Origin of the sequence: Actinomadura sp. KC345 (assembly GCF_004348515.1) — a bacterium.
GTDB lineage: Bacteria > Actinomycetota > Actinomycetes > Streptosporangiales > Streptosporangiaceae > Spirillospora.
This window is the reverse complement of the sequence record NZ_SMKH01000011.1, coordinates 16,348-38,852: the sequence shown is the minus strand read 5'-3', so window position 1 is coordinate 38,852 and position 22,505 is coordinate 16,348. Positions and strand designations below refer to the sequence as shown.

Genomic DNA, 22,505 nt, shown 5'->3' with positions numbered 1-22,505 from the left:
GCGGCCTCCACCTACCCGTCGCCCGAACCGTGAAACACGGCTCATTCGACCGCGAAGGCCGCCAGGTTCGCGGAGATCGGCTCGGGCTCGCCGTCGTTCTGCACGGCGGACGCGGTCAGCACGTCGATGTGCTGGTAGCCGGGGGCGATGACGTCGCCGGGCTGCGGATCGCCGAACCCGAGGCCGTCACCCGCCTGCAGGTTGATGACCGGGTTGGCGGTGACCCCGCCCTCGTGGACGGCTTCGTCGGCGATGCCGGGCGCACCCGCCAGCGCGATGTCGGTGACCATCCTCGTGGGGAAGTAGTGCTCGGTGAAGTCGAGCGGGTGCTCCGACAGGCTGCGGGCCAGCTCGGCGATGTCGGTGACCTCCTTGCCCGCGGCGGTGAACGGCGTGCCGTCCTTGGACCTGTACACCGGGTCGTCCGGTGCGCCGACGCGGTCGTAGTTCCGCCAGGTGTAGAGGGGGCCTTCCGGCTCGTCCGGGATCGCCTTCTTCTCCGTGCCGAGGAGGCGCGTCAGGCCGCCGAGCCCGAGTTCCTCCAGGTTGTTCGGTGCGGGGAACTCCTTGTCGACGATCTTCCCGCCGTCCCAGAAGCCTGCACTGGCCTGCATGAAGGCGAGCGGCTGGGAGTTGTCGTCCAGCAGCCCGCCGAGCGCCGCCGCGTTGGTGAACCCGAAGTCCCGGACCGTCGGGGAGCCCTTGATGAACGTCGGGTAGTCCTTGGAGAACAGCAGCCGGAACGTCGTGTCCTGGTTGAAGCCGGACGGGATGTAGGTCGCCAGGTCGGACCGCCCGTCAGGGGCGAGGTTGGCCGCCAGCCCGGCGATCGCCAGCAGGTTCATCGTCTCGGTGTTGACCACCGCCGGGGCCGACAGCGCACGCGGGACGACCCCCGCCTCGAACCCGACGTCCACCGCGCCCGCGCCGAACCGGAGGAGCGGGACCCACTCCTCGGGGACCTGCCCGCCCAGCCCCGGCAGGCCCTTCTCGATCCGGGTGTCCAGGGCGAAGTAGCCGGAGCACTGGTTGTATCCGGCGTCATCCGTGGTGGCGCGGTTCCCGTCGAAGTCCCATTCGGCGAAGTACGCGGTCAGGACGCCGCCGAGGGAGTGGCCGCCGCAGAGCATCTTCTCCTTGCGCGCCCGCTGATCCGGAAGCTCGGCGGCCATCAGGTCGTACTGGTCGCGGACGGTCTGCTCCAGTCCGACGTTCTGCAGCCATTTCACCTGGTCGTTGGTCTGGTAGCCGGCGAACGTCCTGCCGTCGATCTCCCGCTGCCGGTAGTAGTAGTCGACCGCGAGATGGACGTCCCCCGCCTCGAGCCCGGCCCGGACGCCGGTGCCGTCCTCCAGGCAGTTCGAACGCCGGTCGAGGGCCCAGAACTCGATGTGCCTCCCGCGCGCGGCCGCCGCCGCGACCGTGTTCCGCGCGACGCTGCCGAACGCGCCCGCCCCCTCAAGGATGCCGGGCTGCGCGACCAGGATCCGGTCCGCGTCCGCCGACGCCGCCGGCCCGTCCTTGTGCCGGAACCGCAGGTACGACAGCCAGTCGCACGCCTCGGGGTGCGGCCCGGCCGACGCCGGCAGCGGCACCCTGACCCGCACCACCGACTCGCTGACCTCGGTGACGGGCGAGCCGGAGGCGACGGGCGCCTCCGACCGTCCGGCTTCACGCGCGCCCGCCGGCGCGGCCGCCGCCGCCCCGGCGGCGAGGGCGGAGGCGGCCAGCACCGCGACCGTGACCATGGGGAGGGAGGGTCGCCCCATCTCTGGCTCCTTCTGGAGGAGGGATGACTACGGGGCAACGATGAACCTGTCGTTCTCCCGGCGACAGTCGTCTTTTTGCGCAATCTCCGCGCGGCTCTTGTCGCCGCCCGACAAGTCCGGGCGTCCGGGCTGGGAGAACGGCTCAGCCGAGGACGGCCGTCCCCACCTCCCGGACGCGGGTCGTGAACTCGGCGCGCTGGGACGGCGACAGCGCCCGCTCGTACACGGCGGCGGCGAGGCGGTCGGTGATCTCCTCGGCCTCCGCGTGCCGGGGCTTGAGGTGGTCGAACTCGGGGAGGTCGCCCTGCCAGCCGGAGAAGCGCGCCTTGTCCGGGCCGTCCGCGGTCAGGACGGCCTCCAGCGGCGAGAGCCCGACCGCGGTCGTCGCGACCAGGTGGAGCCCGCCGCGCCATTCCCGCATGACGTGGAGCACCTGGGTCAGGCGGCCCGGCCCGCCCTCGGGGAGGGGCACGGCCCGCCAGCCGCAGAACAGCGGCAGCCCCGCCCCCTCGGCCTCCCGTACGACGCGCTCGGCGAGCTCGCAGAGCCGCGGGTCGTCGGGGACGTGCTCCCGCCCCCAGTCCGTGCCCGCGAGCATGTACCGCCGCGCGGCCTCGTGCGGCCCGGCGACCGCGACGCCCTCGTCCCACATGGACCGGACGAGCCCCGGCTCGAACCAGCCCATCGCGGCCGTCACGACCCCGGCGTCGACGTCGCCCAGCACGCCGCACCGTCCGGCGAAGTAGTGCGCGAACGGGTTGTCGAACCCGTGCGTCTTTCCGTGCGCCCACGTCGCGGGGGCGAGCATCCACTTCGATCCGATCTCGTGGATGGTCTCGTCGGCGGCCTGCACGGTCTCCATGGCGCTCAGTTCGCCCATCGGAAGCTCCTCGCTCGGGGGTCGTAAGCGCGAGATTACTGCCCCGGGAGCGGGCCGGGCCGGGCGGGTGTTGACATCCCGGGTGGTTAGCGCAAACATTCCTCGTAGCACGAGACGCCGTGGGGAGGCGATGTGGCCGCCGAATCACCGGAGACGCCCGACGGCCGGCGGCTGGCGGTGATGGAGGACGTGGCCGCGATGGCCGGCGTGTCGGCGATGACGGTGTCGCGCGTGCTCAACGCGCCCGAGAAGGTGCGGCCGCAGACCCGCGCCCGGGTGATGGCCGCGGTGCAGGCACTCGACTACCGGCCCAACACGGCGGCGCGCGTGCTGGCCACCGGCCGGTCCGGGGTCCTCGGCGTGGTCGGCTTCGACACGACGCTGTACGGGCCGGCGTCGACGCTGTTCAGCATCGAGCAGGCCGCGCGCGAGCACGACTACACCGTCAGCATCGTCAGCCTGAGCTCCCTGAACCGCCGCTCGATCGGCGAGGGCGTGGAGCGGCTGCGCGGCCAGTCGGTGGACGGGATCATGGTCGTGGCGCCGCACGAGTCGGCGGCGGCCGGGCTGCGGGAACTGCCGTCCGGCCTCCCGCTCGTCGCGGTCGGGGCGGGCGCCGACGTGCCGTTCCCCGCCGTCGCGGTCGACCACCGGGCCGGTGCCGAGCGCGCCGTCCGGCACCTGCTCAGCCTCGGCCACGAGACCGTCCTGCACCTCGCGGGCCCGGCCGACTGGGTGGACGCCGGTGGCCGGGTCGACGGCTGGCGCGCCGCGCTGGAGTCGGCCGGGCGGCGGGCCGCCCCGCCGCCCGCCGGCGACTGGAGCGCCCGGTCCGGCTACGAGTACGGCCGCCAGATCGTCGCCGACCCCCGGGTCACCGCCGTCTTCGCCGCCAACGACGCGATGGCGCTCGGCCTGCTGCGCGCCCTGCGCGAGGCCGGGCGGGACGTGCCCGGCGACGTCAGCGTCGTCGGCTTCGACGACGTCCCCGAGGCCGCCTACTTCCCGCCGCCGCTCACCACCGTCCGGCAGAACTTCGGCGAGGTGGGGCGGCGGGCCTTCGACCTGCTGCTCGACCGGATCGGCGGGAGCGCGGCGGCCGGGGCGCCGCACCGCGTCGTCGAGCCCGAACTCGTCGTGCGGGAGAGCACGGGGGTCCCCAGGGGGACCTGACCTCGGCCGGTCCGCGGACCCGCCTTCGTCACGCCGGAGATGTTAGCGCTAACAGAACGGAGCCGAGATGCCAGAGCCGACCGGCGGGATCGCGACGCTCCGCACGGAGCTGACCGTCCTGCACCGGACCCTCGTCGAGGCCGGGCTGGTCGTGTGGACCGCCGGGAACGTGTCCGCCCGCGCCGGCGACGACGCCTTCCTGATCAAACCGAGCGGAGTCCCGTACGAACGGCTCACCCCCGACTCGATGGTGCTGTGCGACCTGGAGGGCGCGCCGGCCGGCGAGTCGCCGCTCACGCCGTCCAGCGACGTGTTCGCGCACGCCTACGTGTACCGGCACCGCCCGGACGTCGGCGGGGTCGTGCACACCCACTCGGCCTACGCCACCGCGTGGGCGGCCCGCGATGAGCCGATCCCGTGCGTCCTGACGGCGATGGCGGACGAGTTCGGTGGCGAGATCCCCGTCGGCCCGTTCGCGCTCATCGGCGGCGACGAGATCGGCCGCGGCATCGTCGAGACGCTCGACGGGCACCGCAGCCCCGCCGTGCTGATGCGCAACCACGGCGTCTTCACGATCGGCGCCGACGCCCGCGCCGCGGTCAAGGCGGCGGTGATGTGCGAGGACGCCGCCCGGACCGTCCACCTGTCGCGCCAGCTCGGCGAACCGCTGCCGATGGACGCCGGCGACATCGACCGGTTGTACGACCGCTACCAGAACGTCTACGGGCAGGGGAGCCGGCCGTGAGCCTTCCGAACCGCGAGATCTGGTTCCTGACCGGCAGCCAGGGCCTGTACGGCGAGGACACCCTGCGCCAGGTCGCCGGGCAGTCCGCGGAGATCGCGGCGGGGCTCGGGGAGGCGCTGCCGGTCGCCGTCAGGTGGCTGCCCGTCCTCACCGGCGCGGACGCGATCCGGCGCACGTGCCTGGACGCGGGCGCCGACGACTCCTGCGTCGGCCTCATCGCCTGGATGCACACCTTCTCCCCGGCGAAGATGTGGATCGCCGGGCTGGACGCGCTCACCAAGCCCCTCCTCCACCTGCACACGCAGGCGAACGTCGATCTGCCCTGGCATTCGATCGACATGGACTTCATGAACCTCAACCAGGCCGCGCACGGCGACCGGGAGTTCGGCCACGTCCAGTCGCGGATCGGCGTCGCCCGCAAGACCGTCGCCGGGCACGTCACCGACCCGTCGGTCACGGCGCGGGTCTCCGCGTGGGCGCGGGCGGCGGCGGGCCTGCACGAGTTGCGGCGGCTGAGGCTGGCGCGGTTCGGCGACAACATGCGCGACGTCGCCGTCACCGAGGGCGACAAGGTCGAGGCCCAGCTCCGGTTCGGCGTCTCCGTCAACACCTACGGCGTGAACGACCTGGTCGAGGTCGTGGACGCCGTGCCGGACGGCGACGTCACCGAACTGGTCAAGGAGTACGGCGACCTCTACGACGTCGCCCCCGGGCTGCGCCCCGGCGGCGAGCGCCACGACTCCCTCCGCTACGGCGCGCGGATCGAGCTCGGCCTGCGGACGTTCCTCGACGACGGCGGCTTCAAGGCGTTCACGACGAACTTCGAGGACCTCGGCGGGCTGCGCCAGCTCCCCGGCCTCGCCGTCCAGCGGCTCATGGCGGGGGGCTACGGCTTCGGGGGCGAGGGCGACTGGAAGACCGCGGCGCTGCTGCGCGCGCTCAAGGCCGCGTCCGCCGGCCTGCCCGGCGGGACCTCGTTCATGGAGGACTACACCTACCACCTCGAACCCGGCAACGAGCTGATCCTCGGCGCGCACATGCTGGAGGTCTGCCCGTCCATCGCCGCCGGGCGCCCCTCCTTGGAGATCCATCCGCTGGGCATCGGCGGGCGCGAGGACCCGGTGCGGCTGGTGTTCGACGCCGCGCCCGGCCCCGGCGTCGTGGCCGGCCTCGCCGACATGGGCGACCGGTTCCGCCTGGTCGCGGCAGAGATCGAGGTCGTCGCGCCGCCGGAGCCGCTACCGATGCTGCCGGTCGCCCGCGCCGTGTGGCGCCCGCTTCCCGATCTGCGCACGTCGACCGAGGCGTGGCTGACCGCCGGGGCGCCGCACCACACCGTCCTGACCGCCGCGCTCGGGACGGAGGAGCTGGAGGACCTCGCCGCGATGGCCGGGGTGGAGCTGCTCACGATCGACGCCGGCACCACGCTCCGGCAGTTCACGAAGGAGATCCGCTGGAACCAGGCGTACTACCGCCTGGCCGGGGGCCTGTGACGACCGAGGAGGAGCCTGTGAGCGCGGACGAACGGTACGTCGTCGGCGTCGACTTCGGCACGCTGTCCGGGCGGGCGGTGCTCGTCCGCGTCCGCGACGGCGTTGAGGTCGGCGACGGCGTCCACGAGTACGACCACGGAGTGATCGACGAGGCGCTCCCGGCCGGTGCCCGCCTCGGGCCCGGCTGGGCCCTCCAGGCGCCCCGGGACTGGCTGGACGTCCTGCGCTTCGCGGTCCCCAAGGCGCTGGCCGCGGCGGACGTCCCGGCGTCCCGCATCATCGGCGTCGGCACGGACTTCACCGCCTGCACGGTGCTGCCGGCGACCGCCGACGGGACGCCGCTCGCCGACCTCCACCCCGCGAGGCCGCACGCCTGGCCGAAACTCTGGAAACACCACGCCGCCCAGCCGCAGGCGGACCGGATCAACGCGCTGGCGGCCGAGCGCGGCGAGCCGTGGCTGCGCCGCTACGGCGGCAGGATCTCCTCGGAATGGGAGTTCGCCAAGGGCCTGCAGCTCCTGGAGGAGGACCGCGACCTCTACGGCCGGGCCGAACGCTGGATCGAGGCCGCCGACTGGATCGTCTGGCAGCTCACCGGCCGGGAGTCGCGCAACATCTGCACGGCCGGCTACAAGGGCATCTACCAGGATGGCGGCTACCCGTCCCGCGATTTCCTGTCCGCCCTTGACCCGGACTTCGCGGAATTCCCCGCCAAGCTCGGCCACGACCTGGCCCCGCTCGGCGGCCTCGCCGGAACCCTGACGGCGCGGGCCGCCGCCTGGACGGGCCTCCCCGAGGGCGTCGCGGTCGCGGTCGGGAACGTCGACGCCCACGTCACCGCCGCCGCGGCCGACGCCGTCCGCCCCGGCCAGATGGTCGCGATCATGGGCACGTCCACCTGCCACGTCATGTCCTCCGACCTGCTCGCCGAGGTCCCGGGCATGTGCGGCGTCGTCGCGGACGGCATCGTGCCGGGCCTGTGGGGCTACGAGGCCGGGCAGTCCGGCGTCGGCGACATCTTCGCCTGGTTCGTCGACAACTGCGTCCCGGCCCGCTACAACCAGGCCGCCGCCGCGGCGGGGCTGACGGTCCACGAGCACCTGACCGCCCTCGCCCAGGAACAACCGGTCGGGCGGCACGGGCTCGTCGCGCTCGACTGGCACAGCGGCAACCGGTCGATCCTCGTCGACCACGACCTGTCCGGCCTGATCGTCGGGCAGACCCTCGCCACCCGGCCGGAGGACGTCTACCGCGCGCTCATCGAGGCCACCGCGTTCGGCACCCGCGTGATCGTGGAGACGTTCGAGGCGTCGGGCGTCCCCGTCGAGGAGTTCGTGGTCGCGGGCGGACTGGTGAAGAACCGCTTCCTCATGCAGGTCTACGCCGACGTCCTGCGCCGCCCGCTCTCCCTCATCGGCTCGTCGCAGGGCCCGGCTCTCGGCTCGGCGATCCATGCCGCCGTCGCCGCCGGGGCCTACCCCGACATCACGTCCGCCGCGGCCGCGATGGGCCGCCGCGTCCCGTCCGCCTACGTCCCCGACCGGCGTCGCGCCGACGCCTACGACTCCCTCTACGAGATCTACCGCGGCCTCCACGACGCGTTCGCCGACGGCAGGGTCATGCACCGCCTCCGCGCCCTCCGTTGACTTGCGGCGTGTTGTTGTCATGGCGGGCCGGATAACAACGACACGCCGCAAGTCAACGTTCGGGGGCGGGGGCGGTGCTGTGGCGGACGACCAGGTGGCTCGGGACGAGCTTCGGCGGCCCGGTCGCCCCGGGGGCACCGGTGAGCTGCGCGATCAGTAGGTCCACGCAGTGGCGGCCCAGGGCGGTGAAGTCCTGCCGGACGGTCGTGAGCGGCGGGGTGAGGAACGCCGCCTCGGGGATGTCGTCGAAGCCGATGACGCTGACGTCGTCCGGTACCCTCCGGCCGTTCTCGTGGATCGCCCACAGCAGCCCGAGCGCGATCTGGTCGTTGGCCGCGAACACCGCCGTCACGCCCGGGTCGGCGGCCAGCAGCCGGCCGCGCTCGTAGCCGGACCGGGCGCTCCAGTCGCCGGGCGCGCAGTCCGGGACGTCCACGCCCGCCTCGACGAGCGCGTCGCGCCAGCCGCGGGTGCGCTCGTTCGCCTCCCACCAGTCGGCCGGGCCCGGCAGGTGGTGGACGGTCCGGTGCCCGAGCTCCAGCAGGTACCGGGTCGCCTCCCGCGGCGCCAGGTAGTGGTCGGCCGACACGGTCGGGACCGCGGCCGCGGGCCCCAGCAGGACGCTCGGGAGGTCGTCCGGCAGGTGCCGCAGCGCCTCCTCCGGCGGGACGTGCCCGGGGATCATGATGATGCCGTCCACGCCCTGGTCGCGGAACCGGTCCACCGCGCCCGCGGCCGCGCCCCGCCCCGGCGAGTCCAGGCTGGCGACGCTGGTGAAGAAGTCGGCAGCGCGGGCGTTGCGCTCGACCGCCGCGATGATGGACGCCGGGCCGAACAGCGCGGTGTCGAAGCTGACGACGCCGAGCGTCCGGGACCGCCCGGTGGCCAGCGCCCGCGCCGCCGCGTTCGGCCGGAAGTCCAGCTGCGCCGCCGCGGCGAGCACCCGGTCCCGCGTCTTCGCGCTGACCATCGGATGGTTCTTGAACACCCGGGACACGGTCTGGTGCGACACCCCGGCGAGCCGGGCGACGTCGCGGAGCCCGGGGCGGGCCGGTGGTGGCGTGGCGGTCATGTCACTACGGAAGATACCGGGTCGCCCACCCGGCCGGCGGGCGCGCCGGGCGTCCCGGTCAGCGGGCCGTCCCGCTGCGGCGCTTGGCCCAGATGTCGAACGCGACCGCCGCCAGCAGCACCAGTCCCTTGATCAGCATGACCCGCTCGCTCGGCGCGCCGAGCAGCGACATCCCGTTGTTGATCACGCCCATGATCAGGCCGCCCGTGATCGCGCCGATCACCTTGCCGACGCCGCCCTGGACGGCCGCGCCGCCGATGAACGCCGCCGCGATCGCGTCCAGCTCGAACATGTTCCCGGCGGTCGGTCCCGCCTGGTTGAGCCGCCCGGCGAACACGATCCCGGCGACGGCCGACAGCACGCCCATGTTGACGAACAGCCAGAACGACACCGACTTGACCTTGATGCCCGACAGTTGGGCCGCCAGGAGGTTCCCGCCGAGCGCGTAGACGTGCCGGCCGAACACCGCCCGGTTCATCACCAGCGTGGAGCCAAGGACGAGCACGCCCAGCAGGACGAGCACCCACGGCATGTTCTTGAACCGCGCCAGCTGCACGGCCATGAACATCACGACCACGACGGCCAGCGCGTTCTTCAGCGCGAACACGGTGAACGGCTCGACCTTCTGCCCGTAGCCGACGCGCCCCTGCCGGTTCCGCCACCCGTAGGCGACGTACCCGCCGACCAGCACCAGCGCGACCAGCAGCGTGAACAGGTCGGCGCCGCCGAGCGGCCCGAGCCCGACGTTGCCGAGGTACCCGGACAGGAAGCCGTTGGCGATCGTGCGGACCTCGTCCGGGAACGGGCCGATGCCCTGGTTGCCGAGGATCGTCAGGGTCAGCGCCCGGAACACCAGCATCCCGGCGAGCGTCACGATGAACGCCGGGATGCCGAAGTAGGCGATCCAGTAGCCCTGCCACGCGCCGATCGCGGCGCCCGCCAGCAGCGTCAGGACGATCGCGATCGGCCACGGCACGTTGTGGTTCACCATCAGCACCGCCGCGATGGCGCCCGTCACGGCCACCACGGACCCGACCGACAGGTCGATGTGCCCGCCGATGATGATCAGGATCATCCCGATCGACAGGATCAGGATGTAGGAGTTCTGGACGATGATGTTGGAGATGTTCTGCGGGGACATCAGCTGCCCGTCGGTGAGCACCGCGAACAGCGCGACGATCAGGCCGAACGCGATGTAGATCCCGCTCTGCCGCAGGTTGACGGGCAGGGTCCGGCCCGCCTTCGGCCGCTCGTCGGGCGGCGGGGACACGGCCTGGTCGGCCGGCGCGACGCTGCTCATGCTCGGGTCTCCTCGGTCTGGGTCATGAACTGCATCAGCCGCTCCGGCGTCGCGTCCGCGCGGCTCACCTCACCGGTGATCCGGCCCTCCGCCATCGCGTACACGCGGTCGCAGATCCCGATCAGCTCCGGCAGCTCGGACGAGATCACCAGCACCGCACGGCCCTGGTCGGCCATCCGGTTGATGATCGAATAGATCTCGTACTTGGCGCCGACGTCGATGCCGCGGGTCGGCTCGTCCAGGATCAGGACGTCGGCGTCGGTGAACATCCACTTCGACAGGACGACCTTCTGCTGGTTGCCGCCGCTCAGCTGCCCCGCCGGCGTCAGCACGTTCGGCGCCTTGATGTTCATCTCCTTGCGGTACCGCTCGGCGACCTCGTACTCGCGGTTGTCGTCCACCCAGCCCGCCGTGGCGAGCCCGCGCAGCCCGGCCGCGGAGATGTTGCGCTTGATGTCCTCGATGAGGTTCAGCCCGTAGGTCTTGCGGTCCTCGGTGGCGTAGGCGAGCCCGTGCCGGATCGCGTCGCTGACCGTCCGGACGGTGATCTCCGCGCCGTTCTTGTAGACGCGGCCGGTGATCCCGATGCCGTAGCTGCGGCCGAACACGCTCATCGCCAGCTCCGTCCGGCCCGCGCCCATCAGGCCCGCGAGCCCGACGATCTCGCCGCGGCGCAGCGTCAGCGCGGCGCCGTCCACGACGAGCCGCCCGTGCTGGGTGGGGGAGTGGACGGTCCAGTCCTCGATCCGCAGCACCTCACCGCCGATCTCGGGGACGCGGGACGGGAACCGGTGGTCCAGTTCGCGGCCGACCATGCCGGAGATGAGGCGGTCCTCGGACACGCCGCCGCGCATGTCGAGCGTCTCGATCGTCCGGCCGTCGCGCAGGATCGTCGTCCGGTCGGCGACCGCGCGGATCTCGTTCAGCTTGTGCGAGATGATCACGCAGGCGATGCCCTCGTCGCGCAGCCCGCGCAGCAGGTCGAGCAGGTGCTCGGAGTCGGCGTCGTTCAGCGCGGCGGTGGGCTCGTCCAGGATCAGCAGCCTCACCCGCTTCGACAGCGCCTTGGCGATCTCCACGAGCTGCTGTTTGCCGACGCCGAGGTCCATGGCCGGCGTCACCGGGTTCTCCCGCAGCCCGACCCGTTCCAGCAGCGCGGCCGCCTCGGCGTTCGTCCGGTTCCAGTCGATGAGCCCGAACCGTCCCCGGCGCTCGTTGCCGAGGTAGATGTTCTCGGCGACCGACAGGTACGGGCTGAGCGCCAGCTCCTGGTGGATGATGACGATGCCGCGCCGCTCGCTGTCGCGGATGCCGGAGAACCGGCACGGCTCGCCTTCGAACTCGATGTCCCCGCTGTAGTCGCCGTGGGGGTGGACGCCGGACAGCACCTTCATCAGCGTCGACTTGCCGGCGCCGTTCTCCCCGCATATCGCGTGGATCTCGCCTCGCCGGACCTCCAGGTTGACGTCCTGGAGCGCCTTCACCGCGGGGAAGGTCTTGGTGATGCCGCGCATCCGCAGAATCGCGTCGGTCATGCTCCTCCTCGGAGGCGGGCGCCCGTGGTTCGGGGAGGCGGGCGCCCGCCCCGGCGCGTCACGTCGCCGGTCCCGCTACTTCAGCTGGTCGTCGGTGTAGTAGCCGGTGTCGATGAGCTGCTCCTTGTAGTTGCCCTTGTTCACGATCACCGGGTTCAGGAGGTAGGACGGCACGACCTTCACGCCGTTGTCGTAGTCCTTGGTGTTGTTCACCTCGGGCTCGCCGCCCTTCAGCACGGCGTCGGCCATCTTCACGGTGACCGAGGCGAGCTTGCGCGTGTCCTTGTAGATCGTCGAGTACTGCTCGCCCGCGATGATCGACTTGACCGAGGCGACCTCCGCGTCCTGGCCGGTCACGACCGGGTACGGCTGCCCAGGCGTCCCGTAGCCGCTGGACTTCAGCGCCGACAGGATCCCGATCGACAGGCCGTCGTAGGGGGACAGGACGCCCTGGATCTTCGTCCCGCCGCTGTAGGAGCGGGTGAGGAGGTCCTCCATGCGCTTCTGGGCGCGTCCCGGATCCCAGCGCAGCGTGGCGATGGTCTTGAAGTCCGTCTGGCCGCTCTTCACGACGAGGGATTTGTCGTCGATGTAGGGCTTCAGGGTGTCCATCGCGCCGTTGTAGAAGAACGTCGCGTTGTTGTCGTCGGGCGAGCCGCCGAAGAGCTCGACGTTGAACGGGCCCTTCTCGGACCCCTCCGAGCCGTCCGGCTTCTTGAGACCGAGCCCGACCAGCAGCGACGTCGCCTGCTGCACGCCGACCTTGTAGTTGTCGAAGGTCGCGTAGTAGTCGACGTTCTCGGAGTTGCGGATCAGCCGGTCGTAGGCGATGACCGGGATGTCGTTGTCGGCGGCCTTCTGCAGCTGGGTCGTGATCGCGGTCCCGTCGATCGAGGCGATGATCAGCAGCCGGGCGCCCTTGGTGATCTGGTTGTCGATCTGGTTGGCCTGGGTGGGGATGTCGTCCTCGGCGTACTGGAGGTCGACCTTGTAGCCGAGCTGTTCGAGCTGCTTCTTGAGGTTGTCGCCGTCGTGGATCCAGCGCTCGGACGAGCGGGTCGGCATCGTGACGCCGACGAGCGCGCCCTTCGCCGGCGCGTTCCCGGCCTTCTCCTTGTCGATGGTCTTCTCGCTCGACCCGCACGCGGTCATGCCGAGCGCGAGCCCAAGGCCCAGCGCCAGGCTGACGAGCTTCCTACGCTTCACGTCTCACCTCGGGGGTGGCTGCCGGTGATCGGGGGTGTCGGAGGCAGGTGGTCGGGGTCAGGCTGTTACCGGTCACACCAGCATGTCAAGAGGCCGGTGTGGGCCGCGTCACAACCGTGACCCAACTCGCCATCCGATTGTTAGCGTTATCACCACGCCCGTCAACACCCCCGGAAGTCCGCACTCGCCGAACCGGCGTCGGACCCGCGAAGGGCAAGCAGGAACGCTCTTCCAGGCGGCGCTCCATGAGCACTTCACACGGTTAACGCAAACATTGCGCGTCCGGCTCACGGTGGTGCCGGTCTCCTTGGACACCGCTGTGGACGCGCGGCGTGCGCCACCCCGGAGGCCGCCGCCGCGGCGGCCCGTGCCCGCGGGCCGCGGGCACGGCCTCAGGACTCGGTGAAGTCGTCGCGCGACAAGCCCTTCTCGGACATCCTGTCTTCGAGTTCCGCGCCGAGCTCCGTGCGGTCGTCGGGCTTCGACCTGGGTTCCTGATCGGGATCCCGGTCGGGGTCCCCGCCCGGCTTCATCACGACCTGGTCGGTGTCCTCGGTCTTCGGTGCGTTCTCTTCAGGAGTGGTCATCTGGCGCTGCTACCCGCAAGGGGTCCCGCTCTAACGGGCGCCGTCCGCAGCCGTTTACGGAACGTAGTCAGGGGTAGGCGGCACTGGTCGGTGGGCCGGTCATCCGCGGGGCAGGAGGAACGGGGCGGTGGCGATTCCGGGGGCGTCCCTGGCCAGGACGGCGCTCAACGTGCCGGTCTCGGCCGCGGCCGCGGCATCGACGCTGGCCGTGCGGGGGGCGAAGGCCGGGCTGCGGACCGGGCCGGTGGCCAGGACGGTCGGCGAGGGGGCGCACCGCGCCGCCAGGGCCGCCGGCGCGCTCGCGTCCCTGGCGGCCGGAGGACCGGAACGGCGCGTGTGGTCGCACGGCGGGCGCGCCCACATCCAGGTGAACGGCCTGTCGGGCGGCGGCCGGCTCCACCGGCGCTACGTGAAGGCGCTGACGGACGCGCTCCAGCGGCTGGACGGGGTGACCCTGGCCGAGGTCAACGCGGTCGCCGGTCACGTCCTGGTCGCGTTCGCCGAACACGAGGTGGACCTGAGCGCCCTGGTGGCGGCGGTGCGGGACGTGGAGGCCGAGCACCGCGCCGCTCCGTTCGACGAGGACGCCCACAGCCGCCCTCCCGATGACGAGATGGCGTGGACGGCGGCGGCGTCCACCCTCGCGGCGGACTGCGCTGCCGCGGCCGCGGCCGTGGCGGGCAGGCTGCTGGCCCTCCCGCCGGCGCCCAGCCCGGTGCGGGCCGCGGTGTCGATCGCGGACGTGACGCCGCGGATCCGCGCGGCCGTGGAGGACCGGCTGGGCGGCGCCCGCGCCGACGCCCTGCTCGGCGTCGCCAACGCCGTCGCCAACGGGGCCGCGCACGGCGTGGCCCCGGTGGCGGCCGACGCCGCCCAGCGGGTCTTCCACCTCTACGAGATCAGTGCCCGCCGCGAGACGTGGAGGCGCCGTGAGCCGCACCTCGCGGAGCTGGGGCAGCCGCAGGAGTGCGGCGTCCCCGCCCGGCGGCCGTGCCCGCTCCCGGACGGCCCCGTGGAGAAGGCCGTGCACCGCACGGAGCTGGGGCAGTTGGTGGGCGGGACCGGCGTCCTGGCAGGCACCCGGCAGGCTTCTCGCGCCGCCGACCTGCTGCTGGCGACCGTGCCCAAGGCGGCGCGGCACGGCCGGGAGGCGTTCGCCGCCGTGCTGGCCCACGACCTGGCCGTGCGGGGCGCGGTGGTGCTGGAACCGGCCGCGCTGCGCCGGCTCGACCGGGTCGGCGCGGTCGTCATCGACTCGGCGGTGCTGTGCGCGACGGAGCCGCGGCTGCTGTCGGCGGCCGCGACCGGGGACGGACTGGACGACGCGGGCGTCTGGCGCATGGCCGCCGCGGCGCTGGCGGGCCGCGACCCCGGCGACCTGGCAGGGCCCGGCCCATGGCCCGCCGGACGCCCCGGCGGCGGTGCGGACGGCGATCCGGAATGGCGCCTGGTCAGGGCGTCCGGCGGAGATCCCGCCGACCCGGAGGGCGTCACGCTGGACCTTCTGGACGACGGCGGCGAACGCCGCGGCCGGGTACGGGTCGGCCGCTCGCTCGACCCGCTGGCCGAAGCGCTGCTCGCGGCGGCGCACGAGGCGGCCGGCGTGGTCGTCCTGACCGAGCACGCCAGCACGAGGGAGCTGGTGGCCTGGGGCGACGACTCCCCGGTGGCCGCCGAGGACCTGGCGGGCACCGTGCGCGCCCTGCAGCGCGAGGGGCACGGGGTCCTGGCGATCGCCCGCGGCCGGGACCGGGCGCTGGACGCGGCCGACGTCGGCGTGAGCGTGCTGAGCGGGGACGGGCCGGCCGACTGGCGCGCCGCCCTGGTGTGCGGACCGGGACTCGGCGAGGCATGGCGGCTGCTGGCGGCCGTCCGGCCCGCGAGGCGCGCGAGCGACCGCGCCGCGGAGCTGTCGGTGAGCGCGTCGGCGCTCGGCGCGCTGCTGATGATCTCCGGCGGGCGGCCCCGGCGCCGCGGGTTCGTGTCCGCGCGGGACCTGCCGCCGGTGCACCTGGCGGCGATGGCGGCGATGCTGGCCAACGCGGTGAGCGCGCGGCGGCTGGACCACCGTCCGCTGCCGCCGCCCGTCGTCCGCGACGCCTGGCACGCACTCAGCGCCGAGGAGGTCTTCCGGCGGCTGTCGCGCGCCGCCGAGCCCGCGCCCGCGGAGGCCGGGACGCCGGCCACGCGTGCCGCCGCGCTCCTGTCCCTGCTGTCCTCCGTGCCGCCGCTGCACTCGGCGGTGGTCCGTCCGGCCGGGGCGGGCCTGCGGCTGGCGGGCGCGGTGCGGCAGGAACTCGACGATCCGCTCACCCCCGTGCTCGCGCTCGGCGCGGCGGCGTCCGCGGTGGTGGGCTCCAGCGTGGACGCGCTGCTGGTCAGCGGCGTCATGACGGGCAACGCCCTCATCGGGGGCGTGCAGCGGATGCGGGCGGAGCGCGTCCTCGGCGATCTCCTCCTGGGACAGCAGGTGCCCGCACGCCGCATCGACGGCGTCGCCGCCCCGCCGCCCGGAGCCGCGGACCCGGACGCGTTCGCCCGCCTGCGGTCGGCCGCCACCGAGAAGGTCCCGGCCGCCGCCCTGCGGATCGGCGATGTGATCCTGCTGCGCCCGGAGGACGTCGTCCCCGCGGACGCCCGCCTGCTGTGGGCGGAGTCGCTGGAAGTGGACGAGGCCACGCTCACCGGCGAGTCGGTGCCCGTCGGCAAGAGCGTCGAGCCCGCGCCGGGCGCCGACCCGGCCGACCGCTCCTGCATGGTCTACGAGAACACCACGGTCGTCGCCGGAAGCGCGGCCGCCATCGTGGTCGCCACCGCCGAGGCCACCGAGACCGGCCGCGCCGCGGCGCTGGCCGGCGCGGCGGAGGCCTCGTCGAGCATGCAGGCGCGCCTGGCGGAACTCACCCACCAGGCCCTCCCCGCCACCCTGCTCGGCGGCGCGGCCGTCACGGCGCTGGGCACGCTGCGCGGGCTCCCGCTGCACCGCTCCCTCGAATCCGGCATCGCGGTCGCCGTGGCGGCCGTCCCCGAAGGGCTGCCCCTGGTCGCCACCCTCTCCCAGCTCGCGGCGGCGCGGCGGCTCTCCCGCCTCGGCGTGCTGGTCCGCTCCACCCGGGCCCTCGAAGCGCTGGGACGGGTCGACACCCTGTGCTTCGACAAGACCGGCACTCTCACCGAGGGCAGGCTCCGCCTGGTCCGCGCCGCCGGCCCGGCCCGCCCGCTCCCGCTCACCGGCGAGGACGGCCGGCGCATCCTCCGCGTCGCCGCGCACGCGAGCCCGGCCCACGGCGGGCGGGTCGCCCACGCCACCGACCGGGCCGTGCTGGAGTCCGCCGGCGACCTGCCGCCGGACACCGGGTGGACGCTCGACGAGGAACTGCCCTTCGAAGCCACCCGCGGGTTCTCCGCCTCACTCGGACGGGACGGCGGCCGTCCGGTCATCGCGGTCAAGGGCGCGCCCGAGGTCGTCCTCGCCAAGTGCACCCGGATCCACACTCCTAGGCACCCCGGGACGGGTGACGAGCCGCTCACCCCGGCTCGGCGCCGCGCCGCCGCCGCGATCGTCAAGCGCCTCGCCGGCGAGGGCCTGCGCGTGCTCGCCGTCGCCGAGGGACCGGCCCCCGACCGGCTCGACGGCGACATCGCGGACCTCACGCTCCTGGGCTTCGTCGGCATCGCCGACACCCCCCGTCCGACCGCCGAGGACGCCGTGCGGCGGCTGGTCGAGGCCGGAGTGCGCACCACCATGATCACCGGCGATCACCCGGCCACCGCCGCGGCCGTCGCCGCCGAGCTCGGCATCCCCGACGCCGATCAGGTCCTCACCGGAACCGAGCTCGACGGCATGTCCGCCGGCGAGCGGCGCCGCGCCGTGCAGCAAGCCGCGGTCTTCGCCCGCGTCTCCCCGGCCCAGAAGGTGCGCATCGTGAAGGACCTGCGCAAGGCCGGCCGGGTGGTCGCGATGACCGGCGACGGGGTCAACGACGCCGCCGCCATCAGCCGGGCCGACGTCGGCATCGCGGTCGCCGGCCGCGGCTCCGGCGCCGCCCGCACCGCCGCGGACCTCGTCCTCACGGCGCCGGACAACGCCCTGATCCTGGACGCCCTGCGCGAGGGCCGCGCCCTGTGGCACAGCGTCCGCGACGCCGCCTCCATCCTCGTCGGCGGCAACGCGGGCGAGGTCTCCTTCACCATCCTCGGAACGGCCCTGAGCGGCGACGCCCCGCTCAGCACCCGGCAGCTCCTCGTCGTCAACATGCTCACCGACATGCTCCCGGCGCTGGCCGTGGCCCTCACCCCCGCCGACGACGCCGCGCCGCTCGGGGGCGCCCCCGTCCGCGGCTTCACCGGCCGGGACATGCGCTCGGCCCTGGCCGTGCGCGGCACCGCGACCGCGGCCGCCGCGCTGGCCTCCTGGCAGGCGGGACGCCTGACGAGCCTCGTCCCCGGAGGCCGCCGCAGAGCCTCCACGATGGCCCTGGCGGCCCTGGTCGGCGCCCAGCTGGGCCAGACCCTCATCACCCGCCACCGCAGCCCCCTGGTCATCGCCACCTGCGTGATCTCGGTCGGCGCGCTGTTCGCGGTGGTCGAGCTGCCGGGCCTCAGCCATTTCTTCGGCTGCACCCCGCTGGGCCCCGGCGCCTGGGCGATCGTCACCGCGGCCGCGGCGGCCGCGACCGCGGGAGCCGCGCTGGCCCCCCGCTTCCTGCCGCCCGCGCACTGACACGCTCAGCGGCCGCCGCCCGCCGACCTGGAGCAGCCCGGTGACGCCGCCGAGCCCGTCGGTGCCGACTCAAAGCCATGCACCCGCACGCCCTCGACCCGCATGCCGCCCCCTCTCGACGAGCTCCGCATACCGCCAAAACCCCGTCCAAAACCGCCGTAAACCCGCGAACCCTCAGTTCAAAACCTGGCGGATCCTGGGCCGACCGGACCGCCGAGCCGGTTGGGATCGGGCATAGCGGGTACCGCGATGTCTGAAATGTCGGACTATCACCTGGTCAGGAGGGGATACTCATGACTGGGAAATTGCGAGCGCCCCGAAGCCGCGGCATGCTGAGCGGGCTCCTGCTGGTGCTCCTTGCACTCTGGGGCGGGCTCATCCCGTTCATCGGCCCCTACTTCGGCTTCGGCTTCGGTCCGGACGAAACGTGGGTCTACAGCGCGGACCGTCTGGTGCTGTCCATCCTTCCGGCGATCGCCGTCGGTATCGGCGGGCTGATCCTGATGACCGCCGCGAACCGGCCCCTGGCCCAGTTCGGTGGCTGGCTGGCCGTCCTCGGCGGACTGTGGTTCGTCGTCGGCACCACGCTGGCCGCGCTCTGGAACATGGGCGTGGGCGCGCCGCTCGGCGGTGAGGCCCGCCAGATCGCCGAACGCCTGTCGTTCTTCGAGGGGCTCGGCGCCGTCATGGTCCTGCTGGCAGGCCTGGCGCTGGGACGATTCCTGGTGGTCGGCGTGCGCGAGGCACGGCGGGCGGACGAGAAGCACCGCCCCGTCGACGACCGTCCGGAGGCTTCCGCCGTCCCGGCGCAGGGCCGCAGGCGAGGCCCCTTCCACCGCGGCTGGCAGAAGACGGGAGGCACCACGGAGAAGGAGCGCCACCCCACGCCTCCGCGCAGAGGCTGAGCCACGGGCGCGGGCGATGCGGCGCTACATCGGTGCCGCATCGCCGCGCCCCCCGCCCTCACGATCCGAACGGGGCCACAGGTACGGCAGGTCGGCGGGGATGTCCGGGAAGACCGGCCCGTAGAACGCTGGATCCTTGCGGGCCAGCGCCGAGCGGTGACTGAGGTGCAGCGCCGGATCCCCCAGCCAGGGCGGCAGTTCTCCGGCCTCACCCAGCAGCTTCTGCCCCCGGGGCCGCCGGACACCCGTGGCGGCGGCCAACTCGGCGGTCAAGCTCCCGGCGCACGTGTCGGCATGCCCCAGTTCGCACCATCGCCGGCAGATCTCCAAACCGTACCGGACCAGCGCCTCCTCATACCCCGTCCACATCCGCACGGCCGGATGGCGCCGCCACCCGTACCCCGGCACGGTGAGCCCACGCAGCACCTGCAGCGCCTCGACCCGCTGCTTCCCCAACCGGCGCCGGTCCAGGACACGCGCCGTAGCCACGAAGTCGCAGTACGGAAGAAATGTCTGCACACCCTGACCTGAAACCTCGGAGCGGGCGCCGAAACCGGACCCGCGCAACCAGTCCGGAAGCTGCCGGACCAAGATCATAAAACCGGTCCGGACGCGGCTAGCATCCCCTGCCCCGTGATGCACAAACGACCGTCACCGACCACTGGCGCACCGGGGTCGGAGGAGGGCATGTACGGCGCCAAGATCATGATCGACGAGGGGGTGCTGGACGCGGCAGGCGACCGCGTCGTCGGCGCCTACGCCCTGCACGCGTTCTCCACCGTGCTCCCTCAGGGAATCGCCGTGACCCCGCCCCAGCCGGTGACCGCCATCGTCTGCACGCCCGCGCTCGGCCGCTCGGCGACCTGTACGGGCACCGCCGCATGCCGCGGATCGCGCCGCCGGCCGGGCCCGTCCTGCTCGCCTTTAGGCTGGTGCTCCTGCTGATCGTCCGGATCGCTCGCGAACACGCGCTTCCTCGTTGACGGGAGGAAATCTCAGGTGGCACAAAGACTGTCCGCCGTGCTCCAGGATGTGTACGTCGTGGACGGCATGTTCGGTCTGGTTGATCAAGCCTGTGACGGCGAGGGCGTGCCGGATCGCCTACCGGGGAGCGACTGGGTCCATGCAAGCTCTGGCTCGGTATTTCTGGAGACGGCGGACAGCCTGATCATCAAAGCGAGGTTGCAGCTAGAGGTCTGGGACGAATCCGCAGAGATCGACGCCTCGTACTGGCCTGATCAGGTGTGCCTGTCGCTGGACCTGCCGACCGCGCAGTTCTTCGTGGACCAAAGCGACGCGGGCTCGGGCCACGGGCCAGATCTTCCGTCACCTGGTCGATGGCGACTACGAATCGGCCGACGCGAGCAGCCCGCAGAACTTCCATGGGAGGCAGCGGCAAGCGACCTTGTAGGCGCGTGCTTCCTCTTGCAGTTCTGGCCGGATCCCGTCGTGGCGCCACCCGACCCGGGAAGGCACGGGTGATCAAGGCTCCGTGAGATGTTGCACGGCGATAGGAGAACGGCACGGTGAGAGAACCGTCCGCGCCAGGTGCGGGCGCTGACCCAACGAAAAGGAGGACGCTGTGGCGACGCACGTCCGCAAACGCCGCGGAAACAAATAGTGGGCACTGGGGGGCGGCACCCACAAGCCCGTCTCCGGGCCGTACGACACCAAGGAAGCGCAGGCTCAGAGCCGCTGAGCCGCTTCGTTGGTGGGAACCACTGGCTGCCGCAGCGCGCGGGGAGCCGGCACCTTCGGTGAAGCGTGCGTCAAGCACCCTTCAGAACACGATCAAGTGCCGCCCGGCCCGCAGACCCCCAGTGAGGCTTGCCGCCGGGAAGGCCCCGATCCCCGTTCTGCCCCATGAGCATCAGGAAGAGGCTCTTCATGGCGGCCAGCCCGCGGGCGCGCCGGATCGCCGCCTCGTCTGCATGCGCGTACATGTCGAAGAACCGCGAGGCCGTGCCCGCGGGGAGCAGCACCCATGCGGCGGCGAGGTCCCACGCCGGATCGCCTGCGAACATGTCACCGAAGTCGACGATGCCCGAGAGCGTTCCGTCCGAGACGACGACATTCGCGGGATGGAGGTCGCCGTGCACCCACACCGGCGGGCCCTCCCACGTCCGGGCCGCAACGGCGTCGTCCCAGACGGCCCGGACGTCGGCAGCGAGGTCGTCGGGTGCAACGGCCTGGAAGAAGTTCTCGAAGCCGTCCGTGCAGTTCCTGGGATGGGCGCCGCGGTCCAGAGCGATCGGCGCCTCGGCGGGCGCCTCCACATGGAGCGCCCGCAGGAAACCCGCCAGAGTGTCGGCCGCGTGGGCCCCGCGGCTGATCGAGCCGTGGTCGAGCGGCTCGCCGGGAACCCACGTCATCACCGTCCAGTGCTTGGGGAAACGCTCGGACGGATGGCCGAACCGCACCGGGGTCGGCACCGGGAGCGGCAGGAGCGGGGCCAGCACAGGTAGCCATCGCCGCTCCTTGAGCTGGAGCTCCGGGGTGGGGTCCATGTGCTGCATTCGCACGGCCAACTCGTCCCCGAGACGCCACATCCGGTTGCCCCAGCCGCCTGCCACCTCGCGGATGGCCAGCCCCGCAAGGTCTGGATGCTGCTCCTGCAGCAGGTCACGGACCAGGTCCGCGGTGATCTCGATCGCGGTGCCGCTCATACGAAGTCACAGTACTGAGGCGGCATGCCCCGCGAGCGGACGCGCGCTCTCCGCTGCCGCTCCTTGTGCTGTCCCGCGTATTGCTCCTCACCATGCTGCCGCGCCCTCCGGGTGCCTATAACGTCGGCCGCATGGAGATGCCCGACCTCGCGGACCTGATCTGGCTCTTCGAAGACGAACCGTCCTCGGAGCACGAGGACATGGCCTGGCCTGTCGGGCTTCAGTCGTTCCGTCTCCGGCGAGGGGCTCGTGAAGTGCTCTTCTCGCTCGATCCCACGTCGGGCGAGGCGTACGTGACGATGTACGAGGCGGGCGAAGAGACCATGTCGATCGGTCGGCTCCGCAGGTTGGAGAGCCTCACCGTCGAGAAGCGGGACGAGTACGAGGGGTTGGTCCTCCACTTCACGAGTGACGCCCTAGAGCCGTTGCGGGTGCAGACACGTCCCGCCATTCGTCTCTCCTGGGACGTCATGCCGCTCGGAGTCTGGTGACCGCCGCGCGCTCGCACGCGGTGCCCGAGCGTCCCGGCGTCAGAGTTCCCCCGGGAAACAAGCCCCTTGCAACCCCTCTACCGGCCACCCTGACGGGCAAGACTAGACCCGGGCCCGCGAACGGGCGGCCCTACACAGTACGAACGGGGCCGTCCGTTCCGTGGTTGCTCCGTGGCGCGTCCGAGCATGCGATCGGGTGTCGGGCGAGGCATGTGGCGCAGCGTTCGAAATGTGCTGGGACCGGATCGTGCCAAGAGCGGCCAAAGGGGAGAAGGCGTGCCACCTGCCCGCAGACGGCACGGCTCGAACCGGCC

At 72.7% G+C, this 22,505-nt stretch carries 18 protein-coding genes; 9 read left to right on the top strand and 9 right to left on the bottom strand.

All coding sequences use genetic code 11. The features are described from left to right. Positions 1-41 precede the first annotated feature (41 nt). Both E1281_RS03525 and E1281_RS03520 read right to left on the bottom strand, forming a co-directional pair. Positions 42-1,769: a hypothetical protein gene (locus E1281_RS03525; RefSeq protein ID WP_207943080.1), complete on the bottom strand. Its 1,728-nt coding sequence runs from the start codon at positions 1,767-1,769 to the stop codon at positions 42-44. Between the two features lie 142 nt (positions 1,770-1,911). Continuing rightward, complete coding sequence (locus tag E1281_RS03520; RefSeq protein WP_131875657.1) at positions 1,912-2,649, bottom strand: hypothetical protein; 738 nt, start codon at positions 2,647-2,649, stop codon at positions 1,912-1,914. Between the two features lie 132 nt (positions 2,650-2,781). Between E1281_RS03520 and E1281_RS03515 the strand changes: the two genes are divergently transcribed. The 4 genes from E1281_RS03515 (at position 2,782) to araB (ending at position 7,706) form a co-directional block, all read left to right on the top strand. After that, complete coding sequence (locus E1281_RS03515; RefSeq protein ID WP_243716538.1) at positions 2,782-3,822, top strand: LacI family DNA-binding transcriptional regulator; 1,041 nt, start codon at positions 2,782-2,784, stop codon at positions 3,820-3,822. Between the two features lie 67 nt (positions 3,823-3,889). Then, on the top strand, positions 3,890-4,567 hold the full coding sequence (locus E1281_RS03510; protein WP_131875656.1) for an L-ribulose-5-phosphate 4-epimerase: 678 nt from the start codon (positions 3,890-3,892) through the stop codon (positions 4,565-4,567). Then, positions 4,564-6,060, top strand: a complete 1,497-nt coding sequence (araA, locus tag E1281_RS03505; protein ID WP_131875655.1) for an L-arabinose isomerase — start codon at positions 4,564-4,566, stop codon at positions 6,058-6,060. The genes E1281_RS03510 and araA overlap by 4 nt, the downstream gene beginning before the upstream one ends. Before the next feature lie 17 nt (positions 6,061-6,077). Next, a complete protein-coding gene (gene araB / locus E1281_RS03500) occupies positions 6,078-7,706 on the top strand; it encodes a ribulokinase (protein ID WP_207943079.1) in 1,629 nt (542 codons plus the stop codon). A 52-nt stretch (positions 7,707-7,758) separates the two neighbouring features. Here the strand turns inward: araB and E1281_RS03495 are convergent, their stop codons facing one another. The 5 genes from E1281_RS03495 to E1281_RS03475 all read right to left on the bottom strand — a co-directional run bounded on the left by E1281_RS03495 (position 7,759) and on the right by E1281_RS03475 (position 13,406). Continuing rightward, positions 7,759-8,778 carry a LacI family DNA-binding transcriptional regulator gene (locus E1281_RS03495; protein WP_131875653.1) on the bottom strand — a complete coding sequence of 340 codons (1,020 nt, stop codon included), beginning with the start codon at positions 8,776-8,778 and terminating at the stop codon, positions 7,759-7,761. A 58-nt stretch (positions 8,779-8,836) separates the two neighbouring features. Beyond that, positions 8,837-10,078 carry a multiple monosaccharide ABC transporter permease gene (mmsB, locus tag E1281_RS03490; protein WP_131875652.1) on the bottom strand — a complete coding sequence of 414 codons (1,242 nt, stop codon included), beginning with the start codon at positions 10,076-10,078 and terminating at the stop codon, positions 8,837-8,839. Further along, positions 10,075-11,613, bottom strand: coding sequence for a multiple monosaccharide ABC transporter ATP-binding protein (gene mmsA, locus E1281_RS03485; RefSeq protein WP_131875651.1), 1,539 nt, complete (start codon positions 11,611-11,613; stop codon positions 10,075-10,077). Before mmsA ends, mmsB begins: the two co-directional genes overlap by 4 nt. A gap of 75 nt (positions 11,614-11,688) precedes the next feature. Then, positions 11,689-12,765 (bottom strand): multiple monosaccharide ABC transporter substrate-binding protein, encoded by a 1,077-nt coding sequence (chvE, locus tag E1281_RS03480; RefSeq protein WP_131875669.1) that lies wholly within the window; start codon positions 12,763-12,765, stop codon positions 11,689-11,691. Between the two features lie 446 nt (positions 12,766-13,211). Beyond that, positions 13,212-13,406, bottom strand: coding sequence for a hypothetical protein (locus E1281_RS03475; RefSeq protein ID WP_131875650.1), 195 nt, complete (start codon positions 13,404-13,406; stop codon positions 13,212-13,214). A 127-nt stretch (positions 13,407-13,533) separates the two neighbouring features. Between E1281_RS03475 and E1281_RS42525 the strand changes: the two genes are divergently transcribed. Together E1281_RS42525 and E1281_RS03460 are read left to right on the top strand one after the other, a co-directional pair. Next, complete coding sequence (locus E1281_RS42525) at positions 13,534-18,129, top strand: cation-translocating P-type ATPase (protein ID WP_165958777.1); 4,596 nt, start codon at positions 13,534-13,536, stop codon at positions 18,127-18,129. Positions 18,130-18,458: 329 nt separating this feature from the next. Then, a complete protein-coding gene (locus E1281_RS03460; protein WP_131875647.1) occupies positions 18,459-19,034 on the top strand; it encodes a hypothetical protein in 576 nt (191 codons plus the stop codon). A 24-nt stretch (positions 19,035-19,058) separates the two neighbouring features. Here the strand turns inward: E1281_RS03460 and E1281_RS03455 are convergent, their stop codons facing one another. Beyond that, positions 19,059-19,553: an MSMEG_6728 family protein gene (locus E1281_RS03455; RefSeq protein WP_131875646.1), complete on the bottom strand. Its 495-nt coding sequence runs from the start codon at positions 19,551-19,553 to the stop codon at positions 19,059-19,061. A gap of 168 nt (positions 19,554-19,721) precedes the next feature. Between E1281_RS03455 and E1281_RS41070 the strand changes: the two genes are divergently transcribed. Together E1281_RS41070 and E1281_RS03445 are read left to right on the top strand one after the other, a co-directional pair. Next, positions 19,722-19,979: a hypothetical protein gene (locus E1281_RS41070; RefSeq protein ID WP_207943078.1), complete on the top strand. Its 258-nt coding sequence runs from the start codon at positions 19,722-19,724 to the stop codon at positions 19,977-19,979. Between the two features lie 75 nt (positions 19,980-20,054). Then, positions 20,055-20,516, top strand: coding sequence for a hypothetical protein (locus tag E1281_RS03445; RefSeq protein ID WP_131875645.1), 462 nt, complete (start codon positions 20,055-20,057; stop codon positions 20,514-20,516). Positions 20,517-20,803: 287 nt separating this feature from the next. Here E1281_RS03445 and E1281_RS03440 read toward each other — a convergent pair whose 3' ends face one another. Next, entirely contained in the window at positions 20,804-21,700 is an 897-nt protein-coding gene (locus E1281_RS03440; RefSeq protein ID WP_131875644.1) for a phosphotransferase, read from the bottom strand. Positions 21,701-21,831: 131 nt separating this feature from the next. On the opposite strand from E1281_RS03440, the gene E1281_RS03435 reads away from it, so the two are divergent. Then, positions 21,832-22,191, top strand: coding sequence for a hypothetical protein (locus tag E1281_RS03435; protein WP_131875643.1), 360 nt, complete (start codon positions 21,832-21,834; stop codon positions 22,189-22,191). The last annotated feature ends 314 nt before the right edge of the window (positions 22,192-22,505 follow it).

Excerpts from the sequence above, each read along its gene's own strand:
- E1281_RS03520 (WP_131875657.1), bottom strand. The coding sequence starts at position 2,649 with ATGGGCGAACTGAGCGCCATGGAGACCGTGCAGGCCGCCGACGAGACC.
- chvE (WP_131875669.1), bottom strand. The coding sequence starts at position 12,765 with ATGACCGCGTGCGGGTCGAGCGAGAAGACCATCGACAAGGAGAAGGCC.
- E1281_RS41070 (WP_207943078.1), top strand. The coding sequence starts at position 19,722 with ATGTACGGCGCCAAGATCATGATCGACGAGGGGGTGCTGGACGCGGCA.
- E1281_RS03510 (WP_131875656.1), top strand. The coding sequence starts at position 3,890 with ATGCCAGAGCCGACCGGCGGGATCGCGACGCTCCGCACGGAGCTGACC.
- E1281_RS03495 (WP_131875653.1), bottom strand. The coding sequence starts at position 8,778 with ATGACCGCCACGCCACCACCGGCCCGCCCCGGGCTCCGCGACGTCGCC.
- E1281_RS03525 (WP_207943080.1), bottom strand. The coding sequence starts at position 1,769 with ATGGGGCGACCCTCCCTCCCCATGGTCACGGTCGCGGTGCTGGCCGCC.
- mmsB (WP_131875652.1), bottom strand. The coding sequence starts at position 10,078 with ATGAGCAGCGTCGCGCCGGCCGACCAGGCCGTGTCCCCGCCGCCCGAC.
- E1281_RS03460 (WP_131875647.1), top strand. The coding sequence starts at position 18,459 with ATGCTGAGCGGGCTCCTGCTGGTGCTCCTTGCACTCTGGGGCGGGCTC.
- E1281_RS03435 (WP_131875643.1), top strand. The coding sequence starts at position 21,832 with ATGGAGATGCCCGACCTCGCGGACCTGATCTGGCTCTTCGAAGACGAA.
- E1281_RS03475 (WP_131875650.1), bottom strand. The coding sequence starts at position 13,406 with ATGACCACTCCTGAAGAGAACGCACCGAAGACCGAGGACACCGACCAG.
- mmsA (WP_131875651.1), bottom strand. The coding sequence starts at position 11,613 with ATGACCGACGCGATTCTGCGGATGCGCGGCATCACCAAGACCTTCCCC.
- E1281_RS03440 (WP_131875644.1), bottom strand. The coding sequence starts at position 21,700 with ATGAGCGGCACCGCGATCGAGATCACCGCGGACCTGGTCCGTGACCTG.